General features: G+C 64.8%; 31 protein-coding genes. 13 read left to right on the top strand and 18 right to left on the bottom strand.

Going from position 1 to position 25,140, the window contains the following annotated elements:
* Positions 1-211 precede the first annotated feature (211 nt).
* The 5 genes from PCJ21_RS04025 to minC form a co-directional block, all read right to left on the bottom strand.
* On the bottom strand, positions 212-652 hold the full coding sequence (locus PCJ21_RS04025; protein ID WP_269930095.1) for a hypothetical protein: 441 nt from the start codon (positions 650-652) through the stop codon (positions 212-214).
* 212 nt (positions 653-864) lie between these two features.
* On the bottom strand, positions 865-1,317 hold the full coding sequence (locus tag PCJ21_RS04030) for a GFA family protein (RefSeq protein WP_269930096.1): 453 nt from the start codon (positions 1,315-1,317) through the stop codon (positions 865-867).
* A 308-nt stretch (positions 1,318-1,625) separates the two neighbouring features.
* Positions 1,626-1,895 carry a cell division topological specificity factor MinE gene (gene minE / locus PCJ21_RS04035; RefSeq protein ID WP_269930097.1) on the bottom strand — a complete coding sequence of 90 codons (270 nt, stop codon included), beginning with the start codon at positions 1,893-1,895 and terminating at the stop codon, positions 1,626-1,628.
* Positions 1,892-2,707 (bottom strand): septum site-determining protein MinD, encoded by an 816-nt coding sequence (gene minD / locus PCJ21_RS04040; protein ID WP_269930098.1) that lies wholly within the window; start codon positions 2,705-2,707, stop codon positions 1,892-1,894. The genes minE and minD overlap by 4 nt, the downstream gene beginning before the upstream one ends.
* Positions 2,708-2,724: 17 nt before the next feature.
* Positions 2,725-3,429: a septum site-determining protein MinC gene (gene minC / locus PCJ21_RS04045; RefSeq protein WP_269930099.1), complete on the bottom strand. Its 705-nt coding sequence runs from the start codon at positions 3,427-3,429 to the stop codon at positions 2,725-2,727.
* A gap of 388 nt (positions 3,430-3,817) precedes the next feature.
* Here minC and PCJ21_RS04050 point away from each other — a divergent pair, with 388 nt between their 5' ends.
* The 7 genes from PCJ21_RS04050 (at position 3,818) to PCJ21_RS04080 (ending at position 10,598) form a co-directional block, all read left to right on the top strand.
* A complete protein-coding gene (locus PCJ21_RS04050; protein WP_269930100.1) occupies positions 3,818-4,564 on the top strand; it encodes a GntR family transcriptional regulator in 747 nt (248 codons plus the stop codon).
* Positions 4,565-4,634: 70 nt separating this feature from the next.
* Positions 4,635-5,321, top strand: a complete 687-nt coding sequence (locus PCJ21_RS04055) for an N-acetylmannosamine-6-phosphate 2-epimerase (RefSeq protein WP_442865955.1) — start codon at positions 4,635-4,637, stop codon at positions 5,319-5,321.
* Positions 5,322-5,326: 5 nt separating this feature from the next.
* Positions 5,327-6,181 carry an ROK family protein gene (locus PCJ21_RS04060; RefSeq protein WP_269930102.1) on the top strand — a complete coding sequence of 285 codons (855 nt, stop codon included), beginning with the start codon at positions 5,327-5,329 and terminating at the stop codon, positions 6,179-6,181.
* A gap of 19 nt (positions 6,182-6,200) precedes the next feature.
* On the top strand, positions 6,201-7,529 hold the full coding sequence (locus tag PCJ21_RS04065; protein WP_269930103.1) for an extracellular solute-binding protein: 1,329 nt from the start codon (positions 6,201-6,203) through the stop codon (positions 7,527-7,529).
* 222 nt (positions 7,530-7,751) lie between these two features.
* Positions 7,752-8,636 (top strand): carbohydrate ABC transporter permease, encoded by an 885-nt coding sequence (locus PCJ21_RS04070; RefSeq protein ID WP_269930104.1) that lies wholly within the window; start codon positions 7,752-7,754, stop codon positions 8,634-8,636.
* Positions 8,636-9,457, top strand: coding sequence for a carbohydrate ABC transporter permease (locus PCJ21_RS04075; RefSeq protein ID WP_269930105.1), 822 nt, complete (start codon positions 8,636-8,638; stop codon positions 9,455-9,457). The genes PCJ21_RS04070 and PCJ21_RS04075 overlap by 1 nt, the downstream gene beginning before the upstream one ends.
* Positions 9,458-9,530: 73 nt before the next feature.
* A complete protein-coding gene (locus PCJ21_RS04080) occupies positions 9,531-10,598 on the top strand; it encodes an ABC transporter ATP-binding protein (RefSeq protein WP_269930106.1) in 1,068 nt (355 codons plus the stop codon).
* A gap of 9 nt (positions 10,599-10,607) precedes the next feature.
* Here the strand turns inward: PCJ21_RS04080 and PCJ21_RS04085 are convergent, their stop codons facing one another.
* From PCJ21_RS04085 to PCJ21_RS04110, 6 genes are all read right to left on the bottom strand, one after another.
* A complete protein-coding gene (locus tag PCJ21_RS04085) occupies positions 10,608-11,006 on the bottom strand; it encodes a GFA family protein (RefSeq protein WP_269930107.1) in 399 nt (132 codons plus the stop codon).
* 127 nt (positions 11,007-11,133) lie between these two features.
* Positions 11,134-11,343 carry a hypothetical protein gene (locus PCJ21_RS04090; protein WP_269930108.1) on the bottom strand — a complete coding sequence of 70 codons (210 nt, stop codon included), beginning with the start codon at positions 11,341-11,343 and terminating at the stop codon, positions 11,134-11,136.
* 145 nt (positions 11,344-11,488) lie between these two features.
* Entirely contained in the window at positions 11,489-11,953 is a 465-nt protein-coding gene (locus tag PCJ21_RS04095) for an aminoacyl-tRNA deacylase (protein WP_269930109.1), read from the bottom strand.
* A gap of 342 nt (positions 11,954-12,295) precedes the next feature.
* Positions 12,296-12,781 carry an SRPBCC family protein gene (locus PCJ21_RS04100; protein WP_269930110.1) on the bottom strand — a complete coding sequence of 162 codons (486 nt, stop codon included), beginning with the start codon at positions 12,779-12,781 and terminating at the stop codon, positions 12,296-12,298.
* An 86-nt stretch (positions 12,782-12,867) separates the two neighbouring features.
* Positions 12,868-13,116 (bottom strand): ParB N-terminal domain-containing protein, encoded by a 249-nt coding sequence (locus tag PCJ21_RS04105; protein ID WP_269930111.1) that lies wholly within the window; start codon positions 13,114-13,116, stop codon positions 12,868-12,870.
* A gap of 86 nt (positions 13,117-13,202) precedes the next feature.
* Complete coding sequence (locus PCJ21_RS04110) at positions 13,203-13,682, bottom strand: hypothetical protein (RefSeq protein ID WP_269930112.1); 480 nt, start codon at positions 13,680-13,682, stop codon at positions 13,203-13,205.
* A gap of 229 nt (positions 13,683-13,911) precedes the next feature.
* Here PCJ21_RS04110 and PCJ21_RS04115 point away from each other — a divergent pair, with 229 nt between their 5' ends.
* On the top strand, positions 13,912-14,082 hold the full coding sequence (locus PCJ21_RS04115; protein WP_108608394.1) for a DUF1127 domain-containing protein: 171 nt from the start codon (positions 13,912-13,914) through the stop codon (positions 14,080-14,082).
* 65 nt (positions 14,083-14,147) lie between these two features.
* Positions 14,148-15,188, top strand: coding sequence for a DUF1176 domain-containing protein (locus tag PCJ21_RS04120; RefSeq protein WP_269930113.1), 1,041 nt, complete (start codon positions 14,148-14,150; stop codon positions 15,186-15,188).
* Between the two features lies 1 nt (position 15,189).
* Here the strand turns inward: PCJ21_RS04120 and PCJ21_RS04125 are convergent, their stop codons facing one another.
* The 7 genes from PCJ21_RS04125 to PCJ21_RS04155 all read right to left on the bottom strand — a co-directional run bounded on the left by PCJ21_RS04125 (position 15,190) and on the right by PCJ21_RS04155 (position 21,544).
* Entirely contained in the window at positions 15,190-16,056 is an 867-nt protein-coding gene (locus PCJ21_RS04125; protein ID WP_442865956.1) for an alpha/beta hydrolase family protein, read from the bottom strand.
* A 131-nt stretch (positions 16,057-16,187) separates the two neighbouring features.
* Positions 16,188-17,798 carry a molybdopterin-binding/glycosyltransferase family 2 protein gene (locus PCJ21_RS04130; protein WP_269930114.1) on the bottom strand — a complete coding sequence of 537 codons (1,611 nt, stop codon included), beginning with the start codon at positions 17,796-17,798 and terminating at the stop codon, positions 16,188-16,190.
* Positions 17,795-18,505: an XdhC family protein gene (locus tag PCJ21_RS04135; protein WP_269930115.1), complete on the bottom strand. Its 711-nt coding sequence runs from the start codon at positions 18,503-18,505 to the stop codon at positions 17,795-17,797. The genes PCJ21_RS04130 and PCJ21_RS04135 overlap by 4 nt, the downstream gene beginning before the upstream one ends.
* 4 nt (positions 18,506-18,509) lie before the next feature.
* Entirely contained in the window at positions 18,510-18,845 is a 336-nt protein-coding gene (locus PCJ21_RS04140) for an XdhC family protein (protein ID WP_269930116.1), read from the bottom strand.
* A 17-nt stretch (positions 18,846-18,862) separates the two neighbouring features.
* Positions 18,863-20,098, bottom strand: coding sequence for a vWA domain-containing protein (locus PCJ21_RS04145; protein WP_269930117.1), 1,236 nt, complete (start codon positions 20,096-20,098; stop codon positions 18,863-18,865).
* 3 nt (positions 20,099-20,101) lie between these two features.
* A complete protein-coding gene (locus tag PCJ21_RS04150; protein ID WP_269930118.1) occupies positions 20,102-21,031 on the bottom strand; it encodes an AAA family ATPase in 930 nt (309 codons plus the stop codon).
* An 18-nt stretch (positions 21,032-21,049) separates the two neighbouring features.
* Entirely contained in the window at positions 21,050-21,544 is a 495-nt protein-coding gene (locus PCJ21_RS04155) for a flavin reductase family protein (RefSeq protein WP_269930119.1), read from the bottom strand.
* A 156-nt stretch (positions 21,545-21,700) separates the two neighbouring features.
* On the opposite strand from PCJ21_RS04155, the gene PCJ21_RS04160 reads away from it, so the two are divergent.
* The 4 genes from PCJ21_RS04160 (at position 21,701) to PCJ21_RS04175 (ending at position 25,123) form a co-directional block, all read left to right on the top strand.
* Entirely contained in the window at positions 21,701-22,768 is a 1,068-nt protein-coding gene (locus PCJ21_RS04160) for a branched-chain amino acid ABC transporter substrate-binding protein (RefSeq protein ID WP_269930120.1), read from the top strand.
* A 3-nt stretch (positions 22,769-22,771) separates the two neighbouring features.
* Positions 22,772-23,782 carry a P1 family peptidase gene (locus PCJ21_RS04165; RefSeq protein ID WP_269930121.1) on the top strand — a complete coding sequence of 337 codons (1,011 nt, stop codon included), beginning with the start codon at positions 22,772-22,774 and terminating at the stop codon, positions 23,780-23,782.
* Positions 23,783-23,858: 76 nt separating this feature from the next.
* Complete coding sequence (locus tag PCJ21_RS04170) at positions 23,859-24,575, top strand: DUF2259 domain-containing protein (protein WP_269930122.1); 717 nt, start codon at positions 23,859-23,861, stop codon at positions 24,573-24,575.
* Positions 24,572-25,123: a hypothetical protein gene (locus tag PCJ21_RS04175; RefSeq protein WP_269930123.1), complete on the top strand. Its 552-nt coding sequence runs from the start codon at positions 24,572-24,574 to the stop codon at positions 25,121-25,123. The genes PCJ21_RS04170 and PCJ21_RS04175 overlap by 4 nt, the downstream gene beginning before the upstream one ends.
* Positions 25,124-25,140 lie beyond the last annotated feature (17 nt).

Below are 25,140 nucleotides of genomic sequence, written 5' to 3' on the forward strand. Positions count from 1 at the left end.
CCGCAAATCCCAGGTGTGAGTATTGCGTCGGCTGCCCCACCCCAACGCCCACCGCGCAATGCAGACGGCCCTACTTGGCTGAGTCCAAGCGGGCCGTTCTTGCGAGCGCTCAACCTCATCCTGGCTGATGGTTTGAGCGCGCAGTTCCCGTCATCCTGGCGCGGAGCAGGAGCGCCGCGACCTCGCCAAGCCCCCGGGATCCGGCACGCCCTCAGCAGCGCCTCACCCCGCCACGCCGCGCGCAGCGTTTTGGGCCGCCCGCGCTCTGGTCCGCCACCGCCGGGCCGGCGTCCGCGTCCGTGATGCCGTAGCGCTTGTAGAAGGCGGCGTTGTCGCGCTCGATCTGCTCGCGCATCAGCTTGTCGTGGCGGATCATCATCGCGTCGCGCGCGGCCCTGCCCGCCGTCGTGGTGACGAGACTGCCCGCGCCCATCGGGATCATCGAGGCCGCAGCGCCCGCCACGCCTTGCGCGGTGCCGAGCGCCGTCGCCTCCGCCATCATCTGTTTTTCAAGCTTGCGCGTGTCGTCGGAATAGTCGGGGCCGGCGAAATTCGATTCCTGCGTCGTCGAGCAGGCGGCCAACGCCAACGACAAAGCAACGGCCTGCGCCACCGATCTTGCCTTTGCTGGATACCTTGCCTTGCCGGCCATTGGCCAACCTCCCTCGCGAGCCGGCACTGCCGACGCATGGCAGGCTTCCCCGCCGCAAGGCACCTCTATGCCTGCGCGGCGCTACAGTCTTGGACGCGACGGAAATCAACCATGCCTGAGAGGAACACGCGCTGGGGCGCGCAAGGAACAAGGCAGCGCATCGGCGCGCCTGAAGCTTTGCTGCAATCGGTACGAGCGATGCGGCCCGCCAGCTAGAGATGGACGGATCCGGGGCCGTTGCTGGCCTGCGCGTCGGCGGTCGGCTCCGCCTCGGGCCGGTCCTGGACGAACTGGCCGGCTTCAGGCAAAGGACCCAGCCAATGTTCGCGTCTCGTCGTCCAGAGCTCGTACTCAGGGGCAAGGCCGGTCGGAACCTCATCCAGGCTGCCAATCGGAACCTCGGCCTCGCCTTCGCTCAGCCATGCGACCCGGCCGCCGCAGGTCGTGCAGAAGCTGCGGTTGGCATAGGTGCTGGTGTAGCCGCTTTCCTGGTCATAGGCCTCGATCGGCCAAACGGCATAGGCGGCATAAGGGGCGCCGCTGCTCTTCCTGCAGTCGGCGCAGTGGCAAAGGCCGACGCGAAGCGGCTGACCGCTCACGCGGAACGTCACGCCGCGGCAGAGACAGCTTCCCGAGCGGATTGGCGCCGCAGCATGGTCGGACATGGCAGATCTCCTTTGCAAAATAACGGCCGCACTTGCCGGTTCGTTCCAAAGTCCAGGAGACTGTTTTTAGCACACCAGGGAGCGGCGTGGATGCAACGCAGGGCCAGGCAGCGGGACAGTGGCAGAACCCAGCGCAGAGGTAAGAACGCTATTCGCAGAGGTGAGCGACCATCTCCAACTGCATGGCGGGATCAAAAGGACCATCAAAAGGTGCGACCGCACGCAACTCCGCTGCCGGTGCTGAAGTGGCAAGCCGCAACGCGGCCTCGATGGCGCAGCGCCTTGCAGCGCTGCGCATCTCGCGTGGCTCAGATCGCCGCCGCTGCCTTGATCCCGGCATTCGGGATGTGGATGTCGATTTCCAACGTCGAGGTGGTCGAGCCGCGATCCATGGTGATCTTGACGTCGTCCTGGCTGATCTGGACGTGCTTGGCGATCACCGCGATGATCTCCTCGCGCAGCACCGCGACGAGATCGGGCTGGTTGCGGTTGTTGCGTTCGTAGGCGAGCAGCACCTGCAGCCGCTCGCGCGCCACCGGTGCACTGCCGCCACGCTTGAAGAAGTCGAGCAGTTTCATGCCACCCTCCTTCCCAGAAGACGGTTAAGGAGACCTTTCTTCTCGACCGGCGTGACCATCGGCACGTCCTCGCCCTGCAGCCGCTTGGCAGCATCCGCATAGGCGCGGGCGGCGGCGTTGGCCGGCTCGTTCAGCGTCACGGGCGAACCGACATTGGAGGCACGCAGCACGCCCTGGCTCTCGGGGATGATGCCGAGCAGCGGTACCGACAGGATCTCCAGCACATCCTCGATGCTCAGCATTTCGCCGCGCGCGGCGCGTCCGGCGTCGTAGCGGGTGACAAGCACGTGCTTGGTGACGTTTTCGCCCTGCTCAGCCTTCAGCGTCTTCGAATCGAGCAGGCCGATGATGCGGTCGGAATCGCGCACCGAGCTCACTTCCGGATTGGTGACGATCACCGCCTCGTCGGCGAAGCGCATCGCAAGCTGGGCGCCGCGCTCGATGCCGGCCGGGCTGTCGCACAGCACGTAATCGAACTTTTCGCGCAGCGTGGCGATGACGCCGGCGACGCCCTCTTCGGTCAGCGCGTCCTTGTCGCGGGTTTGCGAGGCCGGCAGCAGGAACAGCGATTCGACGCGCTTGTCGCGGATCAGCGCCTGCGCCAGCTTGGCCTGGCCCTGGGTGACGTTGACGAGGTCGAAGACGACGCGGCGCTCGGCGCCCATCACCAGGTCAAGGTTGCGCAGGCCGACGTCGAAGTCGATCAGCACCACCTTCTTGCCGGACTGGGCCAGCACGGCACCGAGGGCGGCCGTCGAGGTCGTCTTGCCGACGCCGCCCTTGCCAGATGTGACGACCACTACCTTGCCCATTTTGTTGTCTCCGTTTGTCAATTGAGGGTCGCGACCTGAATGGCGTTGTCGTCCAAGTGAACCTGGATCGCCTTGCCATGCATCGCAGGCTCCATGTCCTCGGCGGTGCGGTACCAGCCGTCGACGGCCAAGAGCTCGGCCTCGTTGCGGCGGCAGAAGATGCGGGCGCTGCGGTCGCCCCAGGCGCCGGCGAAGGCGCGGCCGCGCAGCGTGCCGTAGACGTGGATGGAGCCGGCGGCGAGTATCTCGGAGCCGAAGCTCGCCGACCCCATCACGATCACGTCGCCATGCGGATTGACGATCGACTGGCCGGAGCGCACGGGCTGGTCGACGATCAGCGTGTTCGACGCCCGCTTAGGCGCCTCCAGCGGCTGCTCGACCTTTTCCACCGGCTCGGCTTCGTGCTGCGCCTCCTCGACAAGCGTCTTCTTGGCGCCGGCAAGCACCGGCGGCAGGTCCGGCCCGAGCGAATCGACATAACCGGCCTCGATGGCATAAGTCCTGATCCCGCGCGCCGCGATCTGCGCCACCAGCGCGCCGATTTCGCCGACCTCGGGCCGCAGCGTATTCAGGTCGAGCACCACCGGCCGACCGTTGAAAAACCCCGGAGAATTCTCGATCCAGCGGTCTAGATCCTGCAGCCATTGCTCAAGCGGTGCCTCGGGCACAAGCGCGAAGGCGACAAACGAACGGGCGCGGAAGCGGATGGATTTGTTCTGCATGGGGAACGCAAATCAGGAGGCGGATACAAAGAGGGTCGCGGTGTAGGCGATGGTGAACGAAACGTAAACCGCAATTTGCCTTACACAGTGCAATACGCGCCTTGTGTTTCGTCCGCGCGACGGAAGCAGCCCCAGGCTGACAGCAGACCTCGTGCCATTGGGCCTTTCAACGGCCTGCCACTGCCGTTTAGCTCACTGAGGAAAAAGACGGCGGGGCGTCGATGACGACACGTGAAGACCTGCCCGGCGCACACCAAGGCGCCCGAAAATCCCCTCCCTGGCCGGCCCGGATGCGTGAATTGCAACGAAAATGACCCGACAAGAACAATACCAGTTTAACACCTGAAAAAAATTCAGCATAAAGAGCCATCTTTTGGAAGGTGGCTCCATGGGCGATCAGGCAATCCTCGACTTCCTGGCGAAGGCGCTTTCAGGCGAAAGCGGCGAACCGCTGTACCGCCGCCTGGAGGACGCAATCAAGCAAGCGATCGCTTCGGGCCAGCTCAAGCGGGCGGCCGTGATCCCCAGCGAACGCGCGCTTTGCGAGGCAATTGGGATCTCGCGGGTGACAGTGCGCAAATCGATCGACGGGCTGGTCTCGGATGGCCTGCTCGACCGCCGCCAGGGCGCCAAGACCGTGGTCTCCTCGCGCCTGGAAAAATCGCTGGCGACGATGACCAGCTTTTCCGAAGACATGCGATCGCGTGGGCTGGAACCTGGCTGCGTGTGGATTTCACGCGAGATTTCGCGGCCGTCACCGGCGGAAATGATGGCCCTGGGCATATCCAGCAGCGAAAAGATCGTGCGCCTTCGCCGCTTGCGTACGGCTGACAACACCCCGATCGCCATCGAAACCGCAACATTGCCTGCCCGTTTCGTGCCCGACCCGCAGGCCATACAGGCCTCGCTCTACGAATATCTCGAGGCCACCGGCGCCCTGCCCGTCCGTTCGCTGCAGCGCATGCAGGCCAAGCCCGCGAGCGAAGAGGAACGACGGTTGCTGGGCACGCCCGACGATGCCAGCCTGCTCATCATGGAGCGCCGCTGCTTCCTCGCCGACGACCAGATCGTCGAGTTCACCCAGACCAAATATCGCGGCGATATCTACGACTTCGTCATCGAACTGATACGATAATACCAGTTTAACGCCTGTTGCAATCTGGTCTTATGCTGCTACCGTCGAGGCATCACAGGAGATGCATGGCGTGCCGCTTGATATCCAAGCCCTCAACAATGGTTTGATCGTTTCGTGCCAGCCGGTAAAGGGCGGCGCGATGGACAATGCGGCGATGGTCGTCGGCTTCGCCCTCGCCGCGATCGACGGCGGCGCCGCGGGCCTGCGCATCGAGTCGGCCGAATATGTCGCAGCCGTCCGCCAGGCGACCGACAAGCCGGTCATCGGCCTCATCAAGCGCGACCTGGACGACAGTCCGGTGCGCATCACCCCCTGGCTCGAAGACGTCGACGCGCTCGCCAATGCCGGCGCCGACATCATCGCCTACGACGCGACGCAACGTACCCGCCCCATCGACACCAAAACTCTCGTCGAACGCATCCATGCGCATGGCCGCACCGCGATGGCCGACTGCTCAATCATCTCCGACGCCGTGCAGGCTTTGGCCGAAGGCGCCGAAATCGTTGGTTCGACCCTCGCCGGCTACACCGGGCCGCTCGAGCCGACAAAACCGGATTTCAACCTGATCGCCGCGATGCGCCAATTGACGGAGAATGTTGTCGCCGAAGGCAATGTGCGCACGCCTGTCCTGGCGCAGCAGGCGTTGGCCTCGGGTGCGTCGATGGTCGTCGTCGGCTCCGCGATCACCCGGCCCGAATATGTGACGGCCTGGTTCCGCTCGGCGCTCGACGAAACCATGGCCAAGGCGGGAGCCTGATCGCCATGACGCGTCCCGACACCGTTCTGGCACTCGACATCGGCGGCACCAAGATGCTCGCCGCCCTGGTGCGTGGCGACGCCGTGGTCGAGACGTTCAAGATGCCGACGCCACGCGGAGGCGACCCCGAGCAGTGGCTGACCGCACTGTTCGACGCGATTTCAGGCTGGAAGGGCCGCTACGACACGGTCGGCGTGGCTGTCACCGGCATCATCGACGATGGCTGCTGGTCGCCGCTGAACCGCAAGACCCTCGACATTCCCGAGCGCTTTCCTCTTGTCGCAACCGTCAAGCGGCTTTCCGGCAGCAACGCGGTGTTTGCGGCCAACGATGCGCAGGCGGCAGCCTGGGGCGAATACTGCTTCGGCGCCGGCGCGCAGGAAAACTTGGTGTTCCTGACGATCTCGACCGGCATCGGCGGCGGCATCGTCGTCAACGGCAGCCTGCTCGGCGGGCTCGGCGGCCATTTCGGCCTGCTCCGCAGCCTCGACGAAGATGCAGGCGTGCTCGAGGACCACGTCTCCGGCAACTGGATCGCAGCGCAGGCCGCGCCGCATCAGGCGGGAGCCAGCGCGCGCGAAGTTTTTGCGGCATCCGCCGCAGGCCAAGGCTGGGCCGCGGACATCATCCAGGCATCGGCGCGCCAGACGGCGCTGTTGTGCCGAAACATCAAGCTCATGCTCGACCCTGCCCGCATCGTCATCGGCGGCGGCATCGGTCTGGCGCCGGGCTATCTCGAATCCGTGCGAAAGGCTCTGGGAAGCCTGCCGCCACGGCTCACCCCGCAGCTTCACGCCGCAGCCCTCACCGAGAGCGCTGGCGTCGTGGGAATTGCGGATCTCGCAAAACGTCAGAGTTAACTTGGAGGGAGAACGAAAAATGACATTCGCGAACATGAGGAAAGGCGGCCTGCTGGCGCTCGCCGTTGCCAGCCTGCTGGCAAGCCCCGCATTCGCCAAGGTGACCGTGCTGGGCTGGCCCGGCGGTCCCGAGGAAACCGCGCTGCGCGCCGCGGCCGACGCCTATAACGCCAAGCCCGATGTCGCCGAGAACGACAAGGTCGAGCTGTTGTTCTTCAACCGCGACGGCTTCTGGGACAAGGTCCAGGCGGATCTCGCCGCCGGCACCACGGCCTTCGACGCCAACCTGCTGGCGACCTACTCCATTGGCCGCTATGCGCCATTCATGGAGCCGGTCGAACTGTCGGACGAAGCCAAGGCCGTCTATGGCGACTCCGTGCTGAAGACCATGCAGTACGAAGGCAAGCAGTACGGCGTGCCGACCGACCTTTCGGCGCACTTCATGTACTACCGCAACGACCTGATCGACGCCCTGCTCAAGGACGACGCGGCCAAGGCCAAATTCGCGGAAATTTCCGAAAAGCACCTCGGCAAGAAGCTCGAGCCGAAAACCCCGGACGAGTGGACCTGGGACGACTACGCGGCGACCGCGCTGTACTTCACCCAGGCCGTCAACCCCGACAGCCCGACCCGCTACGGCACCGTCCTGCAGCTCAAGAACCTGCTGTTCAACATGATGGTGTTCCAGTCGCTACCGCGGGCCTATGGCGCCAACTGGATGGACGACAGCGGCAAGATCACCGTCAATTCCGACGCCTACCGCAAGGGCCTCGAGACCTACAAGCTGCTCTATGACGCCGGCGCCACCCCACGCGACTCGCTGTCTTACGAGTTCGCCGAAGCCAACGCGGCTTTCGCCTCCGGCCAGGTCGCAGCGATGATGCAGTGGAACGCTGCTGCCTCTGACCTGACCTCGAAGGACAAGTCGCCGGCTGTCGCCGAGGTCACCGAGACCGTCGCCCCGCCCACCGGACCCGAGGGTCGTTTCACCCACATCCACGGCCTCGGCTTCGGCCTCAACAAGAACGCCGAGAACAAGGAAGGCGCCAAGGCCTTCATCAAGTGGCTGTCGTCGAAGGACGCAGCGCTGATCTACGCCAGGAACAGCGGCGCGCCGGCGCTGACGCCCGACGTCGTCAAGGAGGTTGCCACCGAGCGGCCGGACCTGGTCAAGCTCGGCGAGTTCGCCTCCAAATACGGCTACGTCATGAATGGCGGCACCTCGGCCAAGGCGCTCTCGGTCTACGAGCTCCAGGCCAAGGAGTTCACCGGCTACTGGTCGGGCGCGCAGTCGCTCGACGATGCGCTGAAGAACACCGAAGCTGGCATGACGGAACTGCTCAAGTAACGGACTGGCCGGTGGCGGCTCTTGCTGCCATCGGCCGTTCCCACAGGTTCAGGATTCGGCGCCTCCCCGCATTTCCCTTTCGCTGGAGCAGCGGGGGCACATTGATCGCCTCATGCGGGTCAGAGGCTGCGGATCCTGCCCTGTCGCATTGTCCGACGACGTCGCTGCCGGGTTCCGGCCAGCCACCCATGCTTCCTTGTGGAGCCAGCTGTAGATCGATTGATGACAACGATTTCGCAACGCGCCCCCTCGTCCGAATTCAAGCTGCTGGCGACGCCGCTGGTGGTTTTCCTACTGATGTTCCTTGGCTTCCCGGCCATCGTCAACCTCGTCTATTCGGTCTCGCAAGTCAGCTTCGAAAACCTGCGCAGCCCGCAGATAACCGGTTTTGCCAATTTCGCCGCCGTCTGGAACGACAGCGCGTTCTGGCAGGCCAGCTGGTTTTCGCTGCGCTTCGGCGTGCTGACGGCCTTGCTCGAATGCGCGCTCGGCCTGTTCCTCGCCATTTTCCTGTCGCCGCTGATCGAAAAGCGCAGCTGGCTGCTGGCGATCCTGATGCTGCCGCTGATGGTGGCGCCGGCGCTGGTCGGCCTGATGTATCGTCTCGTCCTGCACGAATTCGTCGGACCGGTGCCCTATTATCTCTGGGAGTATTTCGGCGCGAGCTTCTCGTTCCTCGGCCCGGCCTCCGCGTTCTGGACACTCATCGTCGTCGAGACCCTGCAGTGGACACCATTTGCGCTGCTGCTGTTCTACATGGCCTACCAGGCGATCCCCAAGGAGATCGTCGAGGCCTCCGCCATGGACGGCGCCCGCCGCCGCCACCGCCTGTGGTACATCGAGCTGCCGCTGATGGCGCCGACCATCGTGGTCGCCCTGCTCATCCGCTTCATCGACGGCTTCCGTGTCTTCGACAACGTCTACGTGCTGACCGGCAGTGGCCCCGGTGGCTCGACCGCCTCGCTGTCGATCTACATTTACGAAGCGTTCTTCAAGCAGGGCGCCATCGGCAAGGCAGTAGCGGCTTCGGTGATCCTGTTCGTCTTATCGTTCAGCGTGCTCTACGGCCTCAACTACATCGCCAATCGTCGTAAGGGAGCCCGCTGATGATTACGGCGCTTCGCTGGCTTGTCTTCGCCGTCGCGGCCATCGCGATGAACTTTCCGATCCTGGTGACGCTCTCGACCTCGTTCAAGAGCGCACGCGAGCTGTCGACCAATCCCGGGCTGTGGGTGCAGTCGCCAACGCTGGAGAACTACTTCGCCGTCTTCCAGGTTTCCGACCGGCTCAACATCTTCCTCTATCTGCTCAACAGCCTGGCGGTCGCCTCTCTCGGCACGGGCTTGGCCGTGGCGCTGGCGCTGCCGGCCGCCTATGCGATCGCGCGCGGCAAGGTCGGCGAAAGCACGCTTTTGCCGTTCATCGTCAATCTGCGCGCCGTGCCGCTGATCATCTTTGCAATCCCGCTCTACATGATGTTCCAGTGGCTGGCGCTGCTCGACACCCGCCTTGGGCTTGGGCTGATCCTGACCATCGTCAACCTGCCGCTCGCCCTGATCATCCTCGTCAACGCCATTCGCGACTTGCCTGGTGAGCTCGACGAGGCAGCATTGATGGACGGTGCGTCGCGCAGGCAAATCCTGTTGCGCGTCATTGCCCCCGTCTGCCGGCCGGCGATCGTCACCAGCCTGATCTTCGGTTTCATAACTGCATGGAACGAATTCCTGTTCGGCCTGATGCTGACGACGTCGAAGGCCGTGCCGATCACCGTCGGCGCCTCGTTCTTCTTCGCCGCCAGCGGCGGCGGCGTGCAGTGGGGCGTGGCTTCCGCCGTGATGATCGTCGGCGCGCTGCCGCCGATGCTGCTCGGCCTCGTCATGTATCGACAGATCAGCGGCTCGATGACTGCCGGCGCGGTCAAGGGCTGAACGCAGAACGGCCCGAAGGGTCTCAGGACCTTCGGCGGCACGCTGTGCACAACAAAGAGCTTCTGGAGGTTCCATGGGTACGATTTCACTCACCAAGGCCGGCAAACGTTATGGCGGCACGGAGATCATCAAGGATCTCGACCTCGAAATCGCCCGTGGCGAGTTCGTCGTCATCGTCGGCCCATCAGGGTGTGGCAAATCCACCTTGCTGCGGATGATCGCCGGCCTCGAGGAGACGACCTCGGGCCAGATCATCATCGACGGCAAGGACGTGACCAGAGCCGCCCCGGTCGACCGCCAGCTGGCGATGGTCTTCCAGTCCTATGCGCTCTACCCGCATATGACCGTGCGCCAGAACATGGGCTTCGGCCTGAAGCTGGCGAAACTGCCTGCCGCGCAAATCAAGGCCAAGGTGGACGCCGCCGCCGAGACGCTGAAGCTCACGCCATTGCTCGACCGCTACCCCAGGCAACTCTCGGGCGGCCAGCGCCAACGCGTCGCCATCGGCCGCGCCATCGTGCGCCAGCCGGTCGCCTTCCTGTTCGACGAGCCGCTGTCGAACCTCGACGCAGCGCTGCGCGTCGACATGCGGCTCGAGATCGCCAAGCTGCACCGCGCGCTCGATGCGACGATGATCTATGTCACCCACGACCAGGTCGAGGCGATGACGCTCGCCGACCGCATCGTCGTGCTCAAAGAAGGGCGCGTCATGCAGCACGGCAGCCCGCACGAACTCTATGAGCGTCCCGCCAACCTGTTCGTCGCGCAGTTCATCGGCAGCCCCAAGATGAACGTCCTGCCGTGCAGCCGCAGCGGCGACGCCACGCTCGACCTGTCGGGCGAAGGCACCGTCGACCTGCGTCTCGCGAACGGAACGGCGCCGACCCAGCTTGGAGCGCGTCCGGAGCATCTCACCCTGGTCGCGCCCGCCGACGGCCATTGCCGCGGCACCGTGGAAGCCGCCGAATATCTCGGCGGCACCACAAGCGTGTTCGTGCGTAACGACAGACTGGGATTGATCAACGTGAACGCGCCAGCCGACACGCCTGCCAGCATCGGCGAGACTGTCGGCATCAGGATCGACACGACCCGTTCGACGCTGTTCGATACCAACGGCTCGGCGATCGCCCGCGCGGCCTGAAGCCTGGGCTCAGGCTGGCGCTGCTTCGGAAAACCGCGGCAGACCGTCATCCAGCTTGAGCCACGGCTGACGCGACGAGATCCAGATGTGCATGGTCGGCCGGAATTGCTCGGGATCGTCGAGCGATCCAGACGTCACGGCCAGCACGCCCGCGCTTTCGCGCCCTGAAAAGACGGTCGTGCCACATTCCGGGCAGAAGCCGCGCTGGACGTTGGGCGAAGAGTTCGCAGTCTTGAAAGGGCCGCTCAGCGAAACAGCCTCGGCGCGAAACATCAGCCGGGCGTTGAAGGCAGCGCCTATCGCCTTCTGGCAGCTATGGCAGTGGCAGATGCGCTCGTTGACGGGCGCACCGACAGCCACGTAGCGGACGGCCCCGCACATGCATCCACCTTCGTACTGCATCGACATGTTTCCCTCGCCTGGTTGCGAAACCGGGCATAGGGAGGCCAAGAAGCGTTGTCGAGGGGATTCGAATGGCCGATGGCCAACAGGCCCGGCACGGCCGCAACTCCAGCGGCGCGCCGGGCAATTTCTGTCAAGCGCAAGCGGAAGGGCCGCACCAGCTTGGCGCTGCACGATAGGGGATGCGGCTGCGCATCACCCCCGGGCGGGCGCTGGCCGCCGTCGTTACCTGTCGCGCCAGAAGACGGATGTCGTCCGCTGTGTAGCCGTCACGCTCCATCAGCGTGAGGATCATCGGTTCGCGCAGCAATTCTTCAAGCGTCAGTTCTGGCTGATCGACCATTGTCGCCTCCTTTCATGACCTTTTCGACTGGCGGCACCATAGCTGCCGAGCATGACCGGCTGATGGCATTTGGATGACACCAAACAGGCAATATCTCGTCCGGCCAACTATCCGCCCGGACGCGCTTTCCCGCAGGAGGCTGCGCTTACCAGCTGATGCGAGCCTGCGGCATGCCATACATAAGCCGCGAAAACTCGTCGCCGGTGACATGCACCAGTGTGCGGTGGTCGCCGCCTTCGAAGTAGATATCGCTGCCGCGCCGCAACTGCTCGTCGATCACGCAGGCGACGCGATACGGAACGCCAAGGATCGGCACGGCGCCCTCATCGCAATCGGGAAATAGCGAACTTGCCTCTTCCTCACTTGCGAGCTGGACCTTGTCGCCGATGATCTCGCGCATGCGAGCCAGGTCGACATGGCGCGATGCCGGCAGGACCACCAGCACATAGCCATCGTCCCATTTGAGCACCACGCCCTTGGCCAGCGCGTTGCCGGGTACGTGGCTCGCCTCCGCCGTCATCATCGAGCACCCGGTGCGCGCATGCTTTGCGGCATCGTAGCGGATGTGGTTGTCTTCGAGATATTCCTGCATTGTCAACGCGATAGCCATGACCGTCTTCCTCCCGCGGGATGCGTCAGGTGCATATGCGGCCGGGCCTGGCGATAATGGAAGCGACGCATGGCGGACAGTTCCAGGACTGACTGCCGCACCACGAACACCTCGTGCCGGTCTCCGGCTGTTCGCTGCATCGAAGCCCCGAACGGGCACATTTCGAGAGCCGTTGGAAGATACACTTTCCGGTGCCCGCCAGCAACAAAAGATGCCGCCGCCTGACCCGAATTGGGACAGGCGGCGATCATCATGCCGGGCGCGCAGCAGGCCAACAAGCGTGGCGGCACGGCAAAAGCACGCGCCACGCATTTGGCCGCGGCGGCGGGAACGCGTGATCGATCAGATCGTCCTGGCAAGGGCTTCGAGCTGTTCGGTGCATTGGCCCCAGCCCTCGTGAAAGCCCATCTTTTCGTGCGCTTGCTTGTCTTCGAGCGTCCAATGCCTGGCGCGCGCCGTGTATCTGGTCTTGCCGCCGCCAGCGTCCTCGAAGGTCAGTTCGACAGCCATGAACGGTTTCTCGGACGGCTTCCACGCTTCGGTGAAGGCGTCGGTGAAGACCAGTTTCTCGTTCGGCACCACCTCGAGATAGATGCCGGCATTGGGGTAGTCGATGCCTTCGGGGCTGCGCATGACGACCATGCTGCTTCCACCTGGGCGAACGTCGAGCCTGGCGCTGGACGTCGTCCAGGGCAGCGGTGCAAACCACCTGGGCAGCAACTGGGCGTCGGTCCAGGCGCGATAGACCTTCTCGCGCGGAGCGTCGATGATACGGGCAAGCACCAGTTCGCGTTCGCTCAAGGGGGCGGCTTCAACAATCGTGGTCATTCGTGGTCTCCCAAAAGATCAGTTTCCGGACCTAGGACGAGCGGCATGTGCCGCACCCGACACTGCGACGTGAAAAAACTTCGAAATCAATGGCGGCGGGCATGAACGAGATAGGCGTCGATCTCGGCCTCGCCCAGCCATCTGGCGGCTTCGAGGCGATGAAGCCCCTCGATCAGCACATATCTCTTGCCGTCGTGACGAACCTGGATCGGCATCTTCATGCCGTTTTCGAGGATGTCCTCGGCAAGATGCCGGACGGTTTCCGGATGCAGGGTCTTCTTGCGGGCCGCTGGAACGTAAATGTCCTTGAGCGGTATCTTCTGGATCCTGAGCATGATGGCTTCCGGCTGTGGAAGTACAGCATGCCGTAGATAAGGCGTTTTGCTTATGCGGCCAATGGGCTGATACGGCAGCGGCCGCATCAAGGCTTCTTTTTCGCCGCCCGACGCTTGGCGTCGTCGATCATCATGTTGGCGAGTTGCATGCGCACCATGGCGCGCTGGCGCAGATGCGGCGCGACACGGTCCGGATGGTTGGCCAAAGCGAAACTGCGCCGCATCCTGGCGAGGTCGCCAGGATGCGCCTCGGCAATGCCGAGTTCGGCTGCAATCTCCGCTGGATCGATGGACGGCGCCGCCGGCTCCTCGGCGGCTACGGTTTCGGGCTGCGCCTTGACCATATCGAGCAGCGACACGAACTCGTCTTCCAGATCGGCCCCGGCCTCGCGATATTCGGCGGCAACAGTTTCGCCGGCGACGCGGATGCGGCCCGAATGCAGCTCCTCGGCTACGGCGAGGTAGTCGAACGGGATGGTGGGAGCCGGCGCAATATCGCCAAGCTCCGACGCGACGATCAGATCATCGAGCAGCGAAGCAAAGTCGCGATTGGTTCCTGGGCCCACGCAAGCTACTCCGAACGAAGCGTATGATACGGCAAAAACTGCCAGAACATAGCCAGGGGCGGTTAAGAATCGCTTCGCGAAACTGGCCACATCTTACGGTTTCCTCGGCCAAATCAGCGAAGTCTCGCACGAAAACCGCAAGCGCATGGCAGGCATGCTTATGCTGCACTGCACAATGAGCGTGGAATCACCTATATCGAAGCCTGGGAGGACAACAGGAGCCTGGATTATGGGGTTCTACACAGAACTGTTCGCCCGCCCGCGCCCGAAGGAACAGGCGCGCTATCGCGCCGCACTGGCATTGCTCAACGCCATGAGCAACGCCGACCGGTCCGACATCGGCATCAAGCCGGCCGATTTCCCCCGCATAGCGCGCGAAATGTCGACGCGTCAGGCGTGATGGCCGACGCGTCACTGCGCTGCCGCAATCGATGATGCATGATTGCGGCAGGCAGGAGATTCGCGATGAAGACGTATTCGACCACCGCAGCCATAGCCCTGGTCCTTTCGGGGCTGTGCGCGATCGAGGCAGTGGCCGCAGAACCTGCATATTTCGATAACCGCTCCGATGCGGCCGACGTCGTCCGCTCGCTCTACAATGCGATCAACCGCCAGGAATATGCCCGCGCCTGGGACTATTTCGGCGAGACCAAGCCTGCCAAGACTTTCCAGGACTTCGCCAAGGGCTACGAGACGACGGCGCGAGTTGACTTGGAGACCGGCCCTGTCAGCTCCGATGGCGCCGCCGGCAGCATCTTCTACAATGTTCCCGTCGCCATCCGCGCCGTCGGCACCGACGGCGCGGAAAGGGTCTTTGCCGGCTGCTATACCGCGCGCCAGGTCAACGCAGCCATTCAGGAGCCGCCCTTCACGCCGATCCAGCTGGAAAAGGGCACGTTGCAACCGGCCGAAGGCACGCTTGCCGATGCGCTGCCCAAGCAATGCGGCGACACGCCGCCGGTCGAGACCGATGCTGTCGCGGCCCACGCCAAGCAATTGTTCGCGCTCGATTATCAAGGGCAGTGCGACACCAGCGACGAGCGCGAGGACGCGGCACTCGCCTACTCCATCGCCTATCACAACAAATCCGACGCCGCCGACACGCCGGCGAGCGAGGCGCGGCTGTTCCGCTTCTTCTGCAACATGGCCGCCTACAACGAGAGCCACGTCTACTATCTGTGGACCGAAAGCGACGGACTCAGGCAGCAGCACTTCGCCACGCCCGAACTCGACATCCGCTACGAGAACGACAACTCCGAAGGCAAGGTCGAGAGCCTGAGCATCATCGGCTATCGCTCCGAAGCAGAGCTGGTCAACTCGGGCTTTGACGACAAGACGATGTCGGTCGCCTCGCATGCCAAGTGGCGCGGCGTCGGCGACGCGTCATCCGATGGGCTGTGGATCTTCCGCGACGGCGCGTTCTCGCTCATCAAGTACGACGTCGATGCGTCCTATGACGGCGAAATCAACCCCGAGACCGTGCTCGACTACCACACCGGGCCGTGAGCTACTTCGCCGCCAGCATCCAGTTGAGCGTCTGGCGCCAGTCGGTCATGCGGATCGGGGTGCCGTGCGTGCCCGTCTCGAAGCGGACGAAGCGCGCCGGGTAGCTTTTGTTCTTGGCGAGGATCGACCGGAAAAAGGCTTCCTGCTTGTCCGCGGGGAAAACCGGGTCCTTGCTGCCCTGCCCGAAGAAAACAGGCACCTTGGCGGCATAGGCCGGAGACTTGAGGAAGCCGTCGTCCCACAGCGAGCCGAGCAGCATCAGGCCGCCCAGTTGCCTTGCCGCCTTGGCGTCGCGCGCCAGTCCCCAGCACAGCTGACCGCCCATCGAGCCACAGGCAACAACGATCTTGGCGCCAGGCGACAGCGCCGCATAGTGGTCGATCAGGGCCGCCACCTCGGCGACGCCCCTGTCGCCGAAGTCGGAAAAGTCGGGCGACAGGTAGAGCCCGCCATTGGCAACCATCAGGTTCTTGATGCGGTTGAAGTTGCCGCCGAAAGTGAAATCGTCGACGCCCTGCTTGCGGCTGCCGCCCTGTCCGTGGAGATAGAGCACGATGACCGACGCGCCCTCCGACTTGCCGACAGCCACGTGGCGGATGTCGCCGGCGTCGGTCTTCAGCACCAGATCCTTTTGCGCCTTGCGGACGCCAGTGGAGACATATTTGCCCTGGACCCGGCGCTCCGGCACCTGGTCGCGCTCATTGATGTCGCGCATCTCCCGGTAGTCGACGACGCGGTATGTCTCCCCCTCCGACGACAGGATCGCAGGATAGGCGAAGAGATCGTCCTTGTAGGGCGCGAGGCTTTGGGCCTGGACGGGAGCAGCAACAAATGTGGCAAGGACAAGCGGCAGAACCAAGCGGCGCAAGCTGACCTGCAACCAAGCGTTCGAGGTTGCTCCCCTTGTGGCGGAGATGGCCGGCAGGCCAGTGGCCGGCGTGAAGGAATGCGATGTTGAATCGATCATGGTCAAGGGTTGGCTAGCCAATAGCCTGTTTGTCAATCCTGCAGCATTCCACCGGCCGTTTCGAGCGCCTCGGGCGTGTCGACATCGACGGCAGCCCCTGCCCCAATCTCGACGTCGATGACATCGATGCCTTCCGCCTCGACGAGATGACGCGCGCCGGTGTCGCCCTCGAGATGGGCAACGGCGGCGAACAGCGTCCGCGGCAGGATGACCGGGTTGCCGCGCTTGCCGTCGTGCGTGGCGCGGACGACGGCGCGGCCGTCGGCACGCTCGAAGGCTTCGATCAGCCGATCGAGATCGGCAGACAGCACCTCCGGCATGTCGCCGAGAACGATCAACGCGCCGGCGGCGTCATCAGGCAGCGCCGCCACGCCGGTCTTCAGCGAACCGGAAAGGCCGGCGGCGAAATCGGCATTGTGCACGAGCGGAATGTCGAGTCCGGCAAGCGCCACGGCGATCCGCGCGACCTGGTGCCCGGTGACAGCGACGGCTCCCCCCGCCTTCGACGCAAGCACGCGCTCGGCGGTGCGGCGCACCAGCGGCTTGCCCTGGAACAGCGCCATCAGCTTGTTGGGGCCTGCCATGCGGCTTGAGCGGCCGGCGGCCAAAAGCACGGCATGGACCTTGGGCATGGCGGGAATGGCCGGGAGATCGCGCGGCTGCGGTCGCGTCGGTATCTCCATCAGCAGGCCGCCCACCCCCATGGCGCCAATGTCGGCGGCGGTCACCTCCAGCCCTGAAATCAGCCGGTCGAGCACCCAGTCAAAGCCGTTCTCCTTGGGACTGCGGGCGCAGCCAGGCGCGCCGATCACCGCCGTCTCGCCGATGTGCCCCAGGACGAGCAGGTTGCCCGGATCGACAGGCATGCCGGATCGCGTGACCGTGCCACCTGCCGCACGAATGGCGGCTGGGATGACGTCGTCGAAATCGCTGAGCGCCGACGCGCCGAAGATCAGCAGCAAGTCGTGCTCACGGGCAAGCGCGCGCGCCGCATCGGCAACGACGTCTGCGTCGTGCGGCGTGCGCCGCTCGGCGATCAACCGGCTGCCGGAGCGGGCCAGGCGCTGCTCGGTCACGCGCAGCGTCTTGTCGAGAACGCTTGGCTTGACGCTGGGCAGCACCGTCTGGATGACGGCGACCCGCTTGGCGGTAAAAGGGCTCACGGCGAATATCTCGCGCGTGGCGCACAGTTCGACTGCCTTGTCGACGAGGCGTCCAGCCACGGCGAAGGGAATGATCTTCACCGTGGCGACCATCTGCCCCTGTTCGACCGTATCGTGGCGGGCCAGCGTCGCCACGGTGATTGCCGGGTCGATGGCGTTGATGGCGTCGACCAGGCTTGCGTCGACGGTGAAGACACCGGCCTTGGAGGCATGAAGGTTGACCCGCCCGGTCGAGGCCGGCCTGACCTCGACATGTCGGTGGCGCATGCTCGCGGCAATCGTCCCGGCGGCGCTGTCCTCGCCGAGATCGCCCGGCTCGAGTACCGCAACGACGATCTCGCTCAGTCCCGCCGCCATGAGCTTGTCGATGTCCTGGGCTGAAAGGACGTGCGCCTTGCGATAGCGATGCTCGCCGGCCGTCGTCGCATGCGCCAGAACAGCGCCCTCGGCCTCGCCGAGAGGAACCCTGCCGAATTTCACGCTGCCTCGCCTTTCGCCTTGCCTGCCAGCCCGCGCGAGCGGAACGCCGATATCACCTGCGCCAGCACGGCCACCGCAATCTCGGCCGGACTTGCCGCGCCGATGTCGAGCCCGATCGGCGCATTGATGCGCTCGATCTGTTGCGGCGTGGCGCCCATGGCGAGCAGGCGCTCGACACGCTTGGCGTGCGTTTTGCGGCTCCCGAGAGCGCCAACGTAGAAGCACTCGGCATCGAGCGCGGCCTTGAGCGCGTAGTCGTCGATCTTCGGGTCATGCGTCACGGCGGCCAGCGCGGCGTAACGATCCAGCGGGCGACGGGTGAGCACGTCCTCTGGCCATTCAGCGTTCAGGCTGCCCTCGAGAAAGCGCTCGGCGCTGGCAAACGCCGTACGCGGATCGATGATCTCGATTGGGAACCCGGCGATCCGCGCCATCGGCGCAAGCGCCTGGCTGATGTGCACCGCGCCGATGACCACCAGGCGGGGTTGCGGCAGGTGCACGTTGAGGAAGAACTGGCGGCCCTCGGCCTCGACACTGCCGGAAAGGCCGGTGCGGAATGCCTTGGCGATGGCCTGCCCCAGATCGCCGGCAACGAGATCGCCTTCCTTGACGACGCGGTCGCGGCCGTCGCCCATGTCGGTGACGAGGATGGCGGCGCGGCGGGAGCGGCGCTCGGCGTTGAGGGTCTTCAGTGCAAACGGATCCATCGCCCTACCCCAGCCGCTCGACATAAACCCGGATGCGGCCGCCGCAGGAGAGCCCGACCTGCCAGGCGGTCTCGTCGGCGACGCCGAACTCCAGCATCTTCGGCTTGCCGCTGCCGATGACCTCAATGGCTTCCGAAATTACCGCACCTTCGACGCAGCCGCCGGAAACCGACCCGTGGAACGTTCCGTCGGCATCGATGACGAGATGGCTGCCGACGGGCCGCGGCGCCGAGCCCCAGGTCTCGACAACCGTGGCGATGGCGACATCCTTGCCGTCCTTCATCCAGTTTTCGGCGATGGTCAGCGGGTCGCGCGCCTCGTCCAGGAAACTGCTGGGCATTGGTACCTCCTTTGGGCTCAGGTTGCCCGGCCGAGGCCGTCAAGCCACAGGCGCGGATCGGACCTGCGCGAAGCGGGAGCGCCGAGCGACGCGCAGAGATCGCCGAGCGCATTGAGATTGTGGACCGGACGGAATTCGTCGACATGCGGCAGCATGGCGCGAACGCCGCGAGCCCGCGCCTCGAAACCGTCGAAGCGCAACAGCGGGTTGAGCCAGATCAGCCGGCGGCACGACTTGTTCAGGCGCTCCATTTCCTCGCCGAGACCGGCAACGTCGTCGCGCTCCAGCCCATCGGTGATGAGCAGCACCACCGCGCCCTGGCCAAGGACGCGACGCGACCAAAGCCGGTTGAACTCGCCAATGGTGTCGCCGATGCGGGTTCCGCCGGACCAGTCCTTGACCGCAGCCGAGCATTCGGCAAGTGCCGCGTCGGGGTCGCTGTGGCGCATCTGCCGCGTCAGGTTGGTCAGTCGCGTGCCGAAGACGAATGTGTGCACGCGCCTGCGCTTTTCCGTCAGGGCGTGCAGGAAATGCAGGAAGATGCGCGTGTACTGGCTCATCGAGCCGGAGATGTCGGCGAGCACGACGAGCGGTGGGTGGATCTCACGGGGCGAGCGGAACTTCGGCAGGATCAGTTGCCCGCCGGTGCGCGCCGCCGCCCGCATCATGGCGCGCGGATCGGCCCTGCCGCCATGCGCGTCGGGCTTGAAGCGACGGGTGCGGACAGTGTCGAACGGCAGCCGCAGCGCCGCGATCTCGCGCCTGGCCTGCGCAATCTCGGACGCCGTCATCTGGGCGAAATCCTTGCCGCGCAGCATTTCGTTGCCAGACACCGTGAAGCGCGCGTCGACCTCGATCTCGGGGATTTCGCGCGGCGGCTGGGCCTTCTGGTGGCCCTCGAACATCGCCTCGCTGACGCGGTTTTCAGCGGTGCGCGGCTTCTGCTTCTCGCGGCGGTCGGGCGCAACCGGAGAAAACATCGCCAGCATCTTTTCGATCAGCTCGCGCGATTTCCAAAATAGCCGGAACGCCTCGTCGAATATGGCGTGATCCTCGTGCCGGCTGACCAGCACGGCATGCAGCGTCCAGTAGAAATCGTCGCGCGAGCCGATGCCCGAGGCCAGCACAGCTTCGATGGCATCCATGACCGAGGCCGGGCCGACCCGCATGCCGGCCTTGCGCAGGGCGCGGGCGAAATAGACGATGTTGTCGGCGATGCGGCCGTCGGGTGCTGCGGAGCGTAGCGCGTCCATCACCTACTCCGCTGCCGAAAGCTCCGCCTTCACCTCGTTGAGGATCCGGCGGCCCTCGCCCTGTTCGATACGTGCAATGTCGTCCTGGTATTTGAGCAGGACCCCGATCGTGTCGGAAATCGTCTCGGGATCGAGCGCCACCTTGTCGAGTTCGGTCAGCGCGCCGGCCCAGTCGATGGTTTCGGCCACGCCCGGCACCTTGAACAGCTCGATTTCGCGCAGGCGCTGGATGAAGCGAACGACCTCGGCCGACAGACGCTTGTTGGCCTGCGGCACCTTGCGACGGACAATTTCCAGCTCGCGCTCCGCATTGGGATAATCGACCCAATGGTAGAGGCAGCGCCGCTTGAGCGCATCGTGAATCTCGCGGGTGCGGTTGGTGGTGATGATGACGATCGGCGGCTCCTCCGCCTTGATTGTGCCGAGCTCGGGCACCGTCACCTGATAGTCGGACAGGATCTCCAGCAGGAAGGCTTCGAACGCCTCGTCGGTGCGGTCGAGTTCGTCGATCAGGAACACCGGGGCAGCACCGGCCTTGCCGGTCAGGGCATCGAGCACGGGGCGGCGGATCAGATACTTTTCGGAGAAGACGTTCTTTTCCATGTCGGAGCGATCGACGTTGCCGACCGCTTCCTCCATGCGAATTTCGATCATCTGCGCCGCGTAGTTCCACTCGTAGACGGCGGACGAGACGTCGAGGCCTTCGTAGCACTGGAGACGGATCAGCCGGCGGCCGAGCGCGCTGGCCAGGACCTTGGCGATTTCGGTCTTGCCGACGCCGGCCTCACCCTCGAGGAACAGCGGCCGATTCATGCGCAGGCTCAGGAACAGCACCGTCGCCAACGCCCGGTCGGCGACATAGTCGGCGCCGGCGAGCATGGCGAGGGTCTCGTCGATCGAACTGGGGATGGGACGAGACATAAGATCGGTCATGGCGCTTCCGGAGATGGCCTAGAGCACGTGGTAGCTGCGGCCGTGATAGATCAACGGGCGGAGGTTATCGCCGATGCGCAACCCTGTCACCTTGCCAAACATCACGCGATGCGTCGCCAGTTCCTTGGTGTCGACCAGCTCGCAGTCGAATACCGCGACCGCGTCGCCCAGCGTCGGGGCGCCGGATGCCAGCATTTCCCACTCGGCAAGCGCGAAACGCTCCTCCGGCGGCAAGCCGGTGACGCCCGAGAAGGCGACGGCCAGCGGTTCGTGGCGCGCGGCCAGCGTATTGAGCGCGAAATTGCCGTTGGCGACGAAGGCGTCGTTCTTGGGGTTTTCGCGATTGACGCAGACAAGCACCATGGGCGGGGTGTCGGACACCGAGCAGGCCGCGATGACGGTGGCGCCACGTCTGCCAGCCACGCCATCGGTGGTGACCAGGTGGACTGCGCCAGCAAAATGGCTCATCGCATCGCGGTAGGCCTGCGGCCCGACTTCAAACTTCTTGAGCACTCAACTTTTCCTGCAATGAACCCTGACCGCTATATATGGCCGCATAGTTCAAGCCACAAGCAAATGAGCCACAAGCACATTGCGCTTGGCCGGGCGGCGCAGTAGGTCAAATAGTTCGCGTAAGCTTGCCTGCGCAGAGGATTTTTGTTGGATCGAATGCGAGCCGCAACCGGTATCATCACTGCACTTGGCGCATCGCTTGTTGCGTTGGCGGCCCAAGCCGAAGCGTCCAAGATAGGCGTCGCCGCGCCGCTTTCCGGCCCGCAGGCGATCCTCGGACAACAGATCAGGGCCGGCGCAGAACAAGCCGCCGCAGCAACCGGAGCTGTACTGACAGTCAGCGACGACAGCTGCTCGGCCGAAGGCGGGACCAACGCCGCCGAAGAATTCATCGCCGCAGGCGTGGCCGTCGCCACCGGCTTCCTGTGTACCGAAGCGCTGGAAGCGGCACTGCCGCACCTCAAGGACGCCAACATCCCGGTCATCACCACAGGTGTGCGCACCAACAGCGTGACCGACAGCCGCAGCAAGACCGGCTGGCAAGTGTTCCGGCTGGGACCGCGCGGCGACAGCGAACGCGACGCGGCCGCCGCCATCCTGACGCGGCTGTGGCAAAACGAGCTGTTCGCCATCATCGACGACGGCACGATCTATGGCCGCGAGCTTGCGGAGAGCTTGCGGGCCGCGGCCGAGCAGGCCGGGCTGAAACCGGTGTTCGTCGACACGTTCAGGCCGCAGCTCGACAACCAGGTCGCGCTGATCGGCCGCCTGCGCAAGGCGGGCGCGACGCATGTTTTCGTCGGCGGCGACGGCGAAGACATCGCGGTGATGGGCCGCGATGCCGCAGCCCAGGGCCTGGCGATGGTATTTGCCGGCGGCGACACGCTCAACACCGCCGATCTGGCCGTGCTGCCTGCCAGCGGGACGCTGATGATCGCGCCACCGCAATGGGCCAGCCTCGCCTCAGCCGAGGTCCTGCAGCGCCTTGAAGCCGAGAAGATCGTGGCCGAAGGCTACGTCTTGCCGGCCTACGCGGCCGTGGAAATCGCCAGCGCGGCATCGGCGCTGGCGGCAACAGGCGGAAAGCCGCTCACCGAGGTGCTATCCGGCAACGCGTTCCAGACGGCGATCGGCCGTTTCCGCTTCGACGCCAAGGGCGACCTCACCCAGAACCTTTATCGCCTGTTTCGCTTCGACGGGACCAATTTCGTACCGGTAGACTAAGCCATGACACTGAAGCCTGGACCGCTGAACCTGATCACCGATGTCGCCGGGCTGCGCGTCGGCAACGCTGCCGACGAACGCGTCAAATCCGGCGTGACGGTGGTGTTGTGCGACACACCGGCAACTGCGGCGGTGCAGGTACTGGGCGGGGCGCCGGGAACGCGCGAGACCGACCTGCTCGAGGCGCACAATACGGTCGAGACGGTCAACGCTGTCGTGCTGTCGGGCGGTTCGGCCTTCGGCCTCGACGCGGCATCAGGCGTGCAGGCGGCGCTGCGCGAACGCGGCGTTGGCTTTGCCATGCGCGACCAGATCATCCCGATCGTGCCGGCGGCGATCCTGTTCGACCTGCTGAACGGCGGCGACAAGGACTGGGGGCGCTATCCGCCCTATCGCGAACTGGGCTTCGACGCCGTGCAGGCCGCCGGCCACACGTTCGCCATAGGCAGCGCAGGCGCAGGAACCGGCGCGCTTATCGCCGGCCTGAAGGGCGGCCTCGGCTCGGCCTCGACCGTGCTGCCGAATGGCGTGACCGTCGGCGCGCTCGTCGCCGTCAACCCGACAGGCTCGGTCACCGTCGGGCGCTCCAGGAATTTCTGGGCGGCGCCTTTCGAGCTGAACCGCGAATTCGGCGGCCTCGGCTATCCCTCGCCGATGCCCGCGGATGCAGCCCGGGTATTCAAGAAATACGAGGAAGAAAACAGCGCCGTCGCCAATACGACCATCGCGGTGATCGCCACCGACGCGGTGTTGTCGAAGGCCGCCGCCAAGCGGCTGGCGATTTCGGCGCATGACGGCTTTACCCGCGCCATCTGGCCAGTCCACACGCCGTTCGACGGCGATTTGGTGTTCGGCCTCGCGACGGGCGCCAGCGGCATCAGCGTCGGCCAGGCCGAGATCGTCGACTTTTATGCGGCGGCGACTTCGACGATGGCCAGGGCAATCGCGCGCGGCGTCCATGCCGCGACCGCCGCTGCCGGCGACATCATGCCGGTTTGGAAGGCGCGGCGATGACGCAAAACCCTTCATTGACGGTATGTTAGAGCTTTGACCTGAAAAACAGATTCAACCGGGAACGAGAGGGATTGCCGTGAAATCGATCAAGCTTCTTTGCCTCGCCGGCGTGTCGCTGCTCGCCGCGCAGACCGCGCAGGCGGGCGACGCCGCGGAACTCAACGTGCTCGGCTTCGGCGCCGACGGCAAGACTTTCGCGTTCGAAGAGTTCGGCGTGCAGGATGGTTCGGGCTTCCCCTACGCCAACCGCTTCTACATCGACACCACGACCGACGAATTCCTACCCGACACGCCGATCCGCGTCATGCTGGAAGACGAGGGCAAGTCTGCGCAGGCAGCGCGGGACGAGGCGCGCCTACGCGGCGAAAAGATCGCCAGGGATGCCGACCTCGCTGCAAGCCGCGGCCATCTCGCCGGCTTCAACGCCGTCACTGAAAACAGCGCCGACCCGCACAAGATGGTGGTCAACCCGCGTCCGGTCTTCCCGCCGATCGATCCGCAACTGGAGTTCAACCTCGAAGAAATCGATCTGGGCGAAATCGAGCGCTGCCCGGGAATTGGCCCGGTGAAGGGTTTCAGGCTGACCAGGACCGTCGACGGCAAGAGCGAAGTCCTGCAGGAAGACAAGGATGTGCCCCAGAGCCGGGCCTGTCCGACCGGCTACCGCATCGGCGGGGTTCAGACCTTCTTCGCGCCGGACGGAAAGATGTCTTACGCCGTCCTCGTCACGGTCATCCGACATGGCTTCGAAGGTCCTGATCATCGCTGGATCGCAGTGACCGGCAGGTCGTGAGCCGCACGCCCGCCATGAGCGCCGCCGCGCGCCGCTTCGATGAGCCGGCATCGCCGGGGCTGGCAAGGCGGCTACGCACCGCTGCGCCGTCGCTGCGCATTGCCGTGGCGGGATCAGCGGCATGGGGCCTTGCCATGGGAGCGAGCGCCATCGCATCGCTGATGCTCGACCAATGGGAAACGGCGGACAGGATCCGCACGGTGGCGCTGCTGTTTTTCCTCGGCGGAGCATTGGCGTTCCCGTTCGCCTGGACGCTGGCCGGGCTGCTGACGCGCCGGCGCAGGCCCGAGACTGCCTTTGCAGCGTGCTTCGTGGCGCTGGCCGCCATGACCGTCGGCCTGACCGCCTTGCTCTACGCACTCCAATACCGCAGCTATTATGCCGAATGGCACGCGCCGGCCTTCACCCTCACCTGGGCGTTCCAATTCGTGTTCACCGGCTTGGTGGCCGCCTATCAGTTCGCCGTCTTGGGCGTGAGGATGTACTTTCCGCTCGGATTCATAGCCCTAATCGCCGCAGCACTGTGGTTTGCCGGCCGTTCGCGTTGAGCATTGCGCCCACCTCT

It is taken from the genome of Aminobacter sp. HY435, assembly GCF_027568395.1.
GTDB lineage: Bacteria > Pseudomonadota > Alphaproteobacteria > Rhizobiales > Rhizobiaceae > Aminobacter.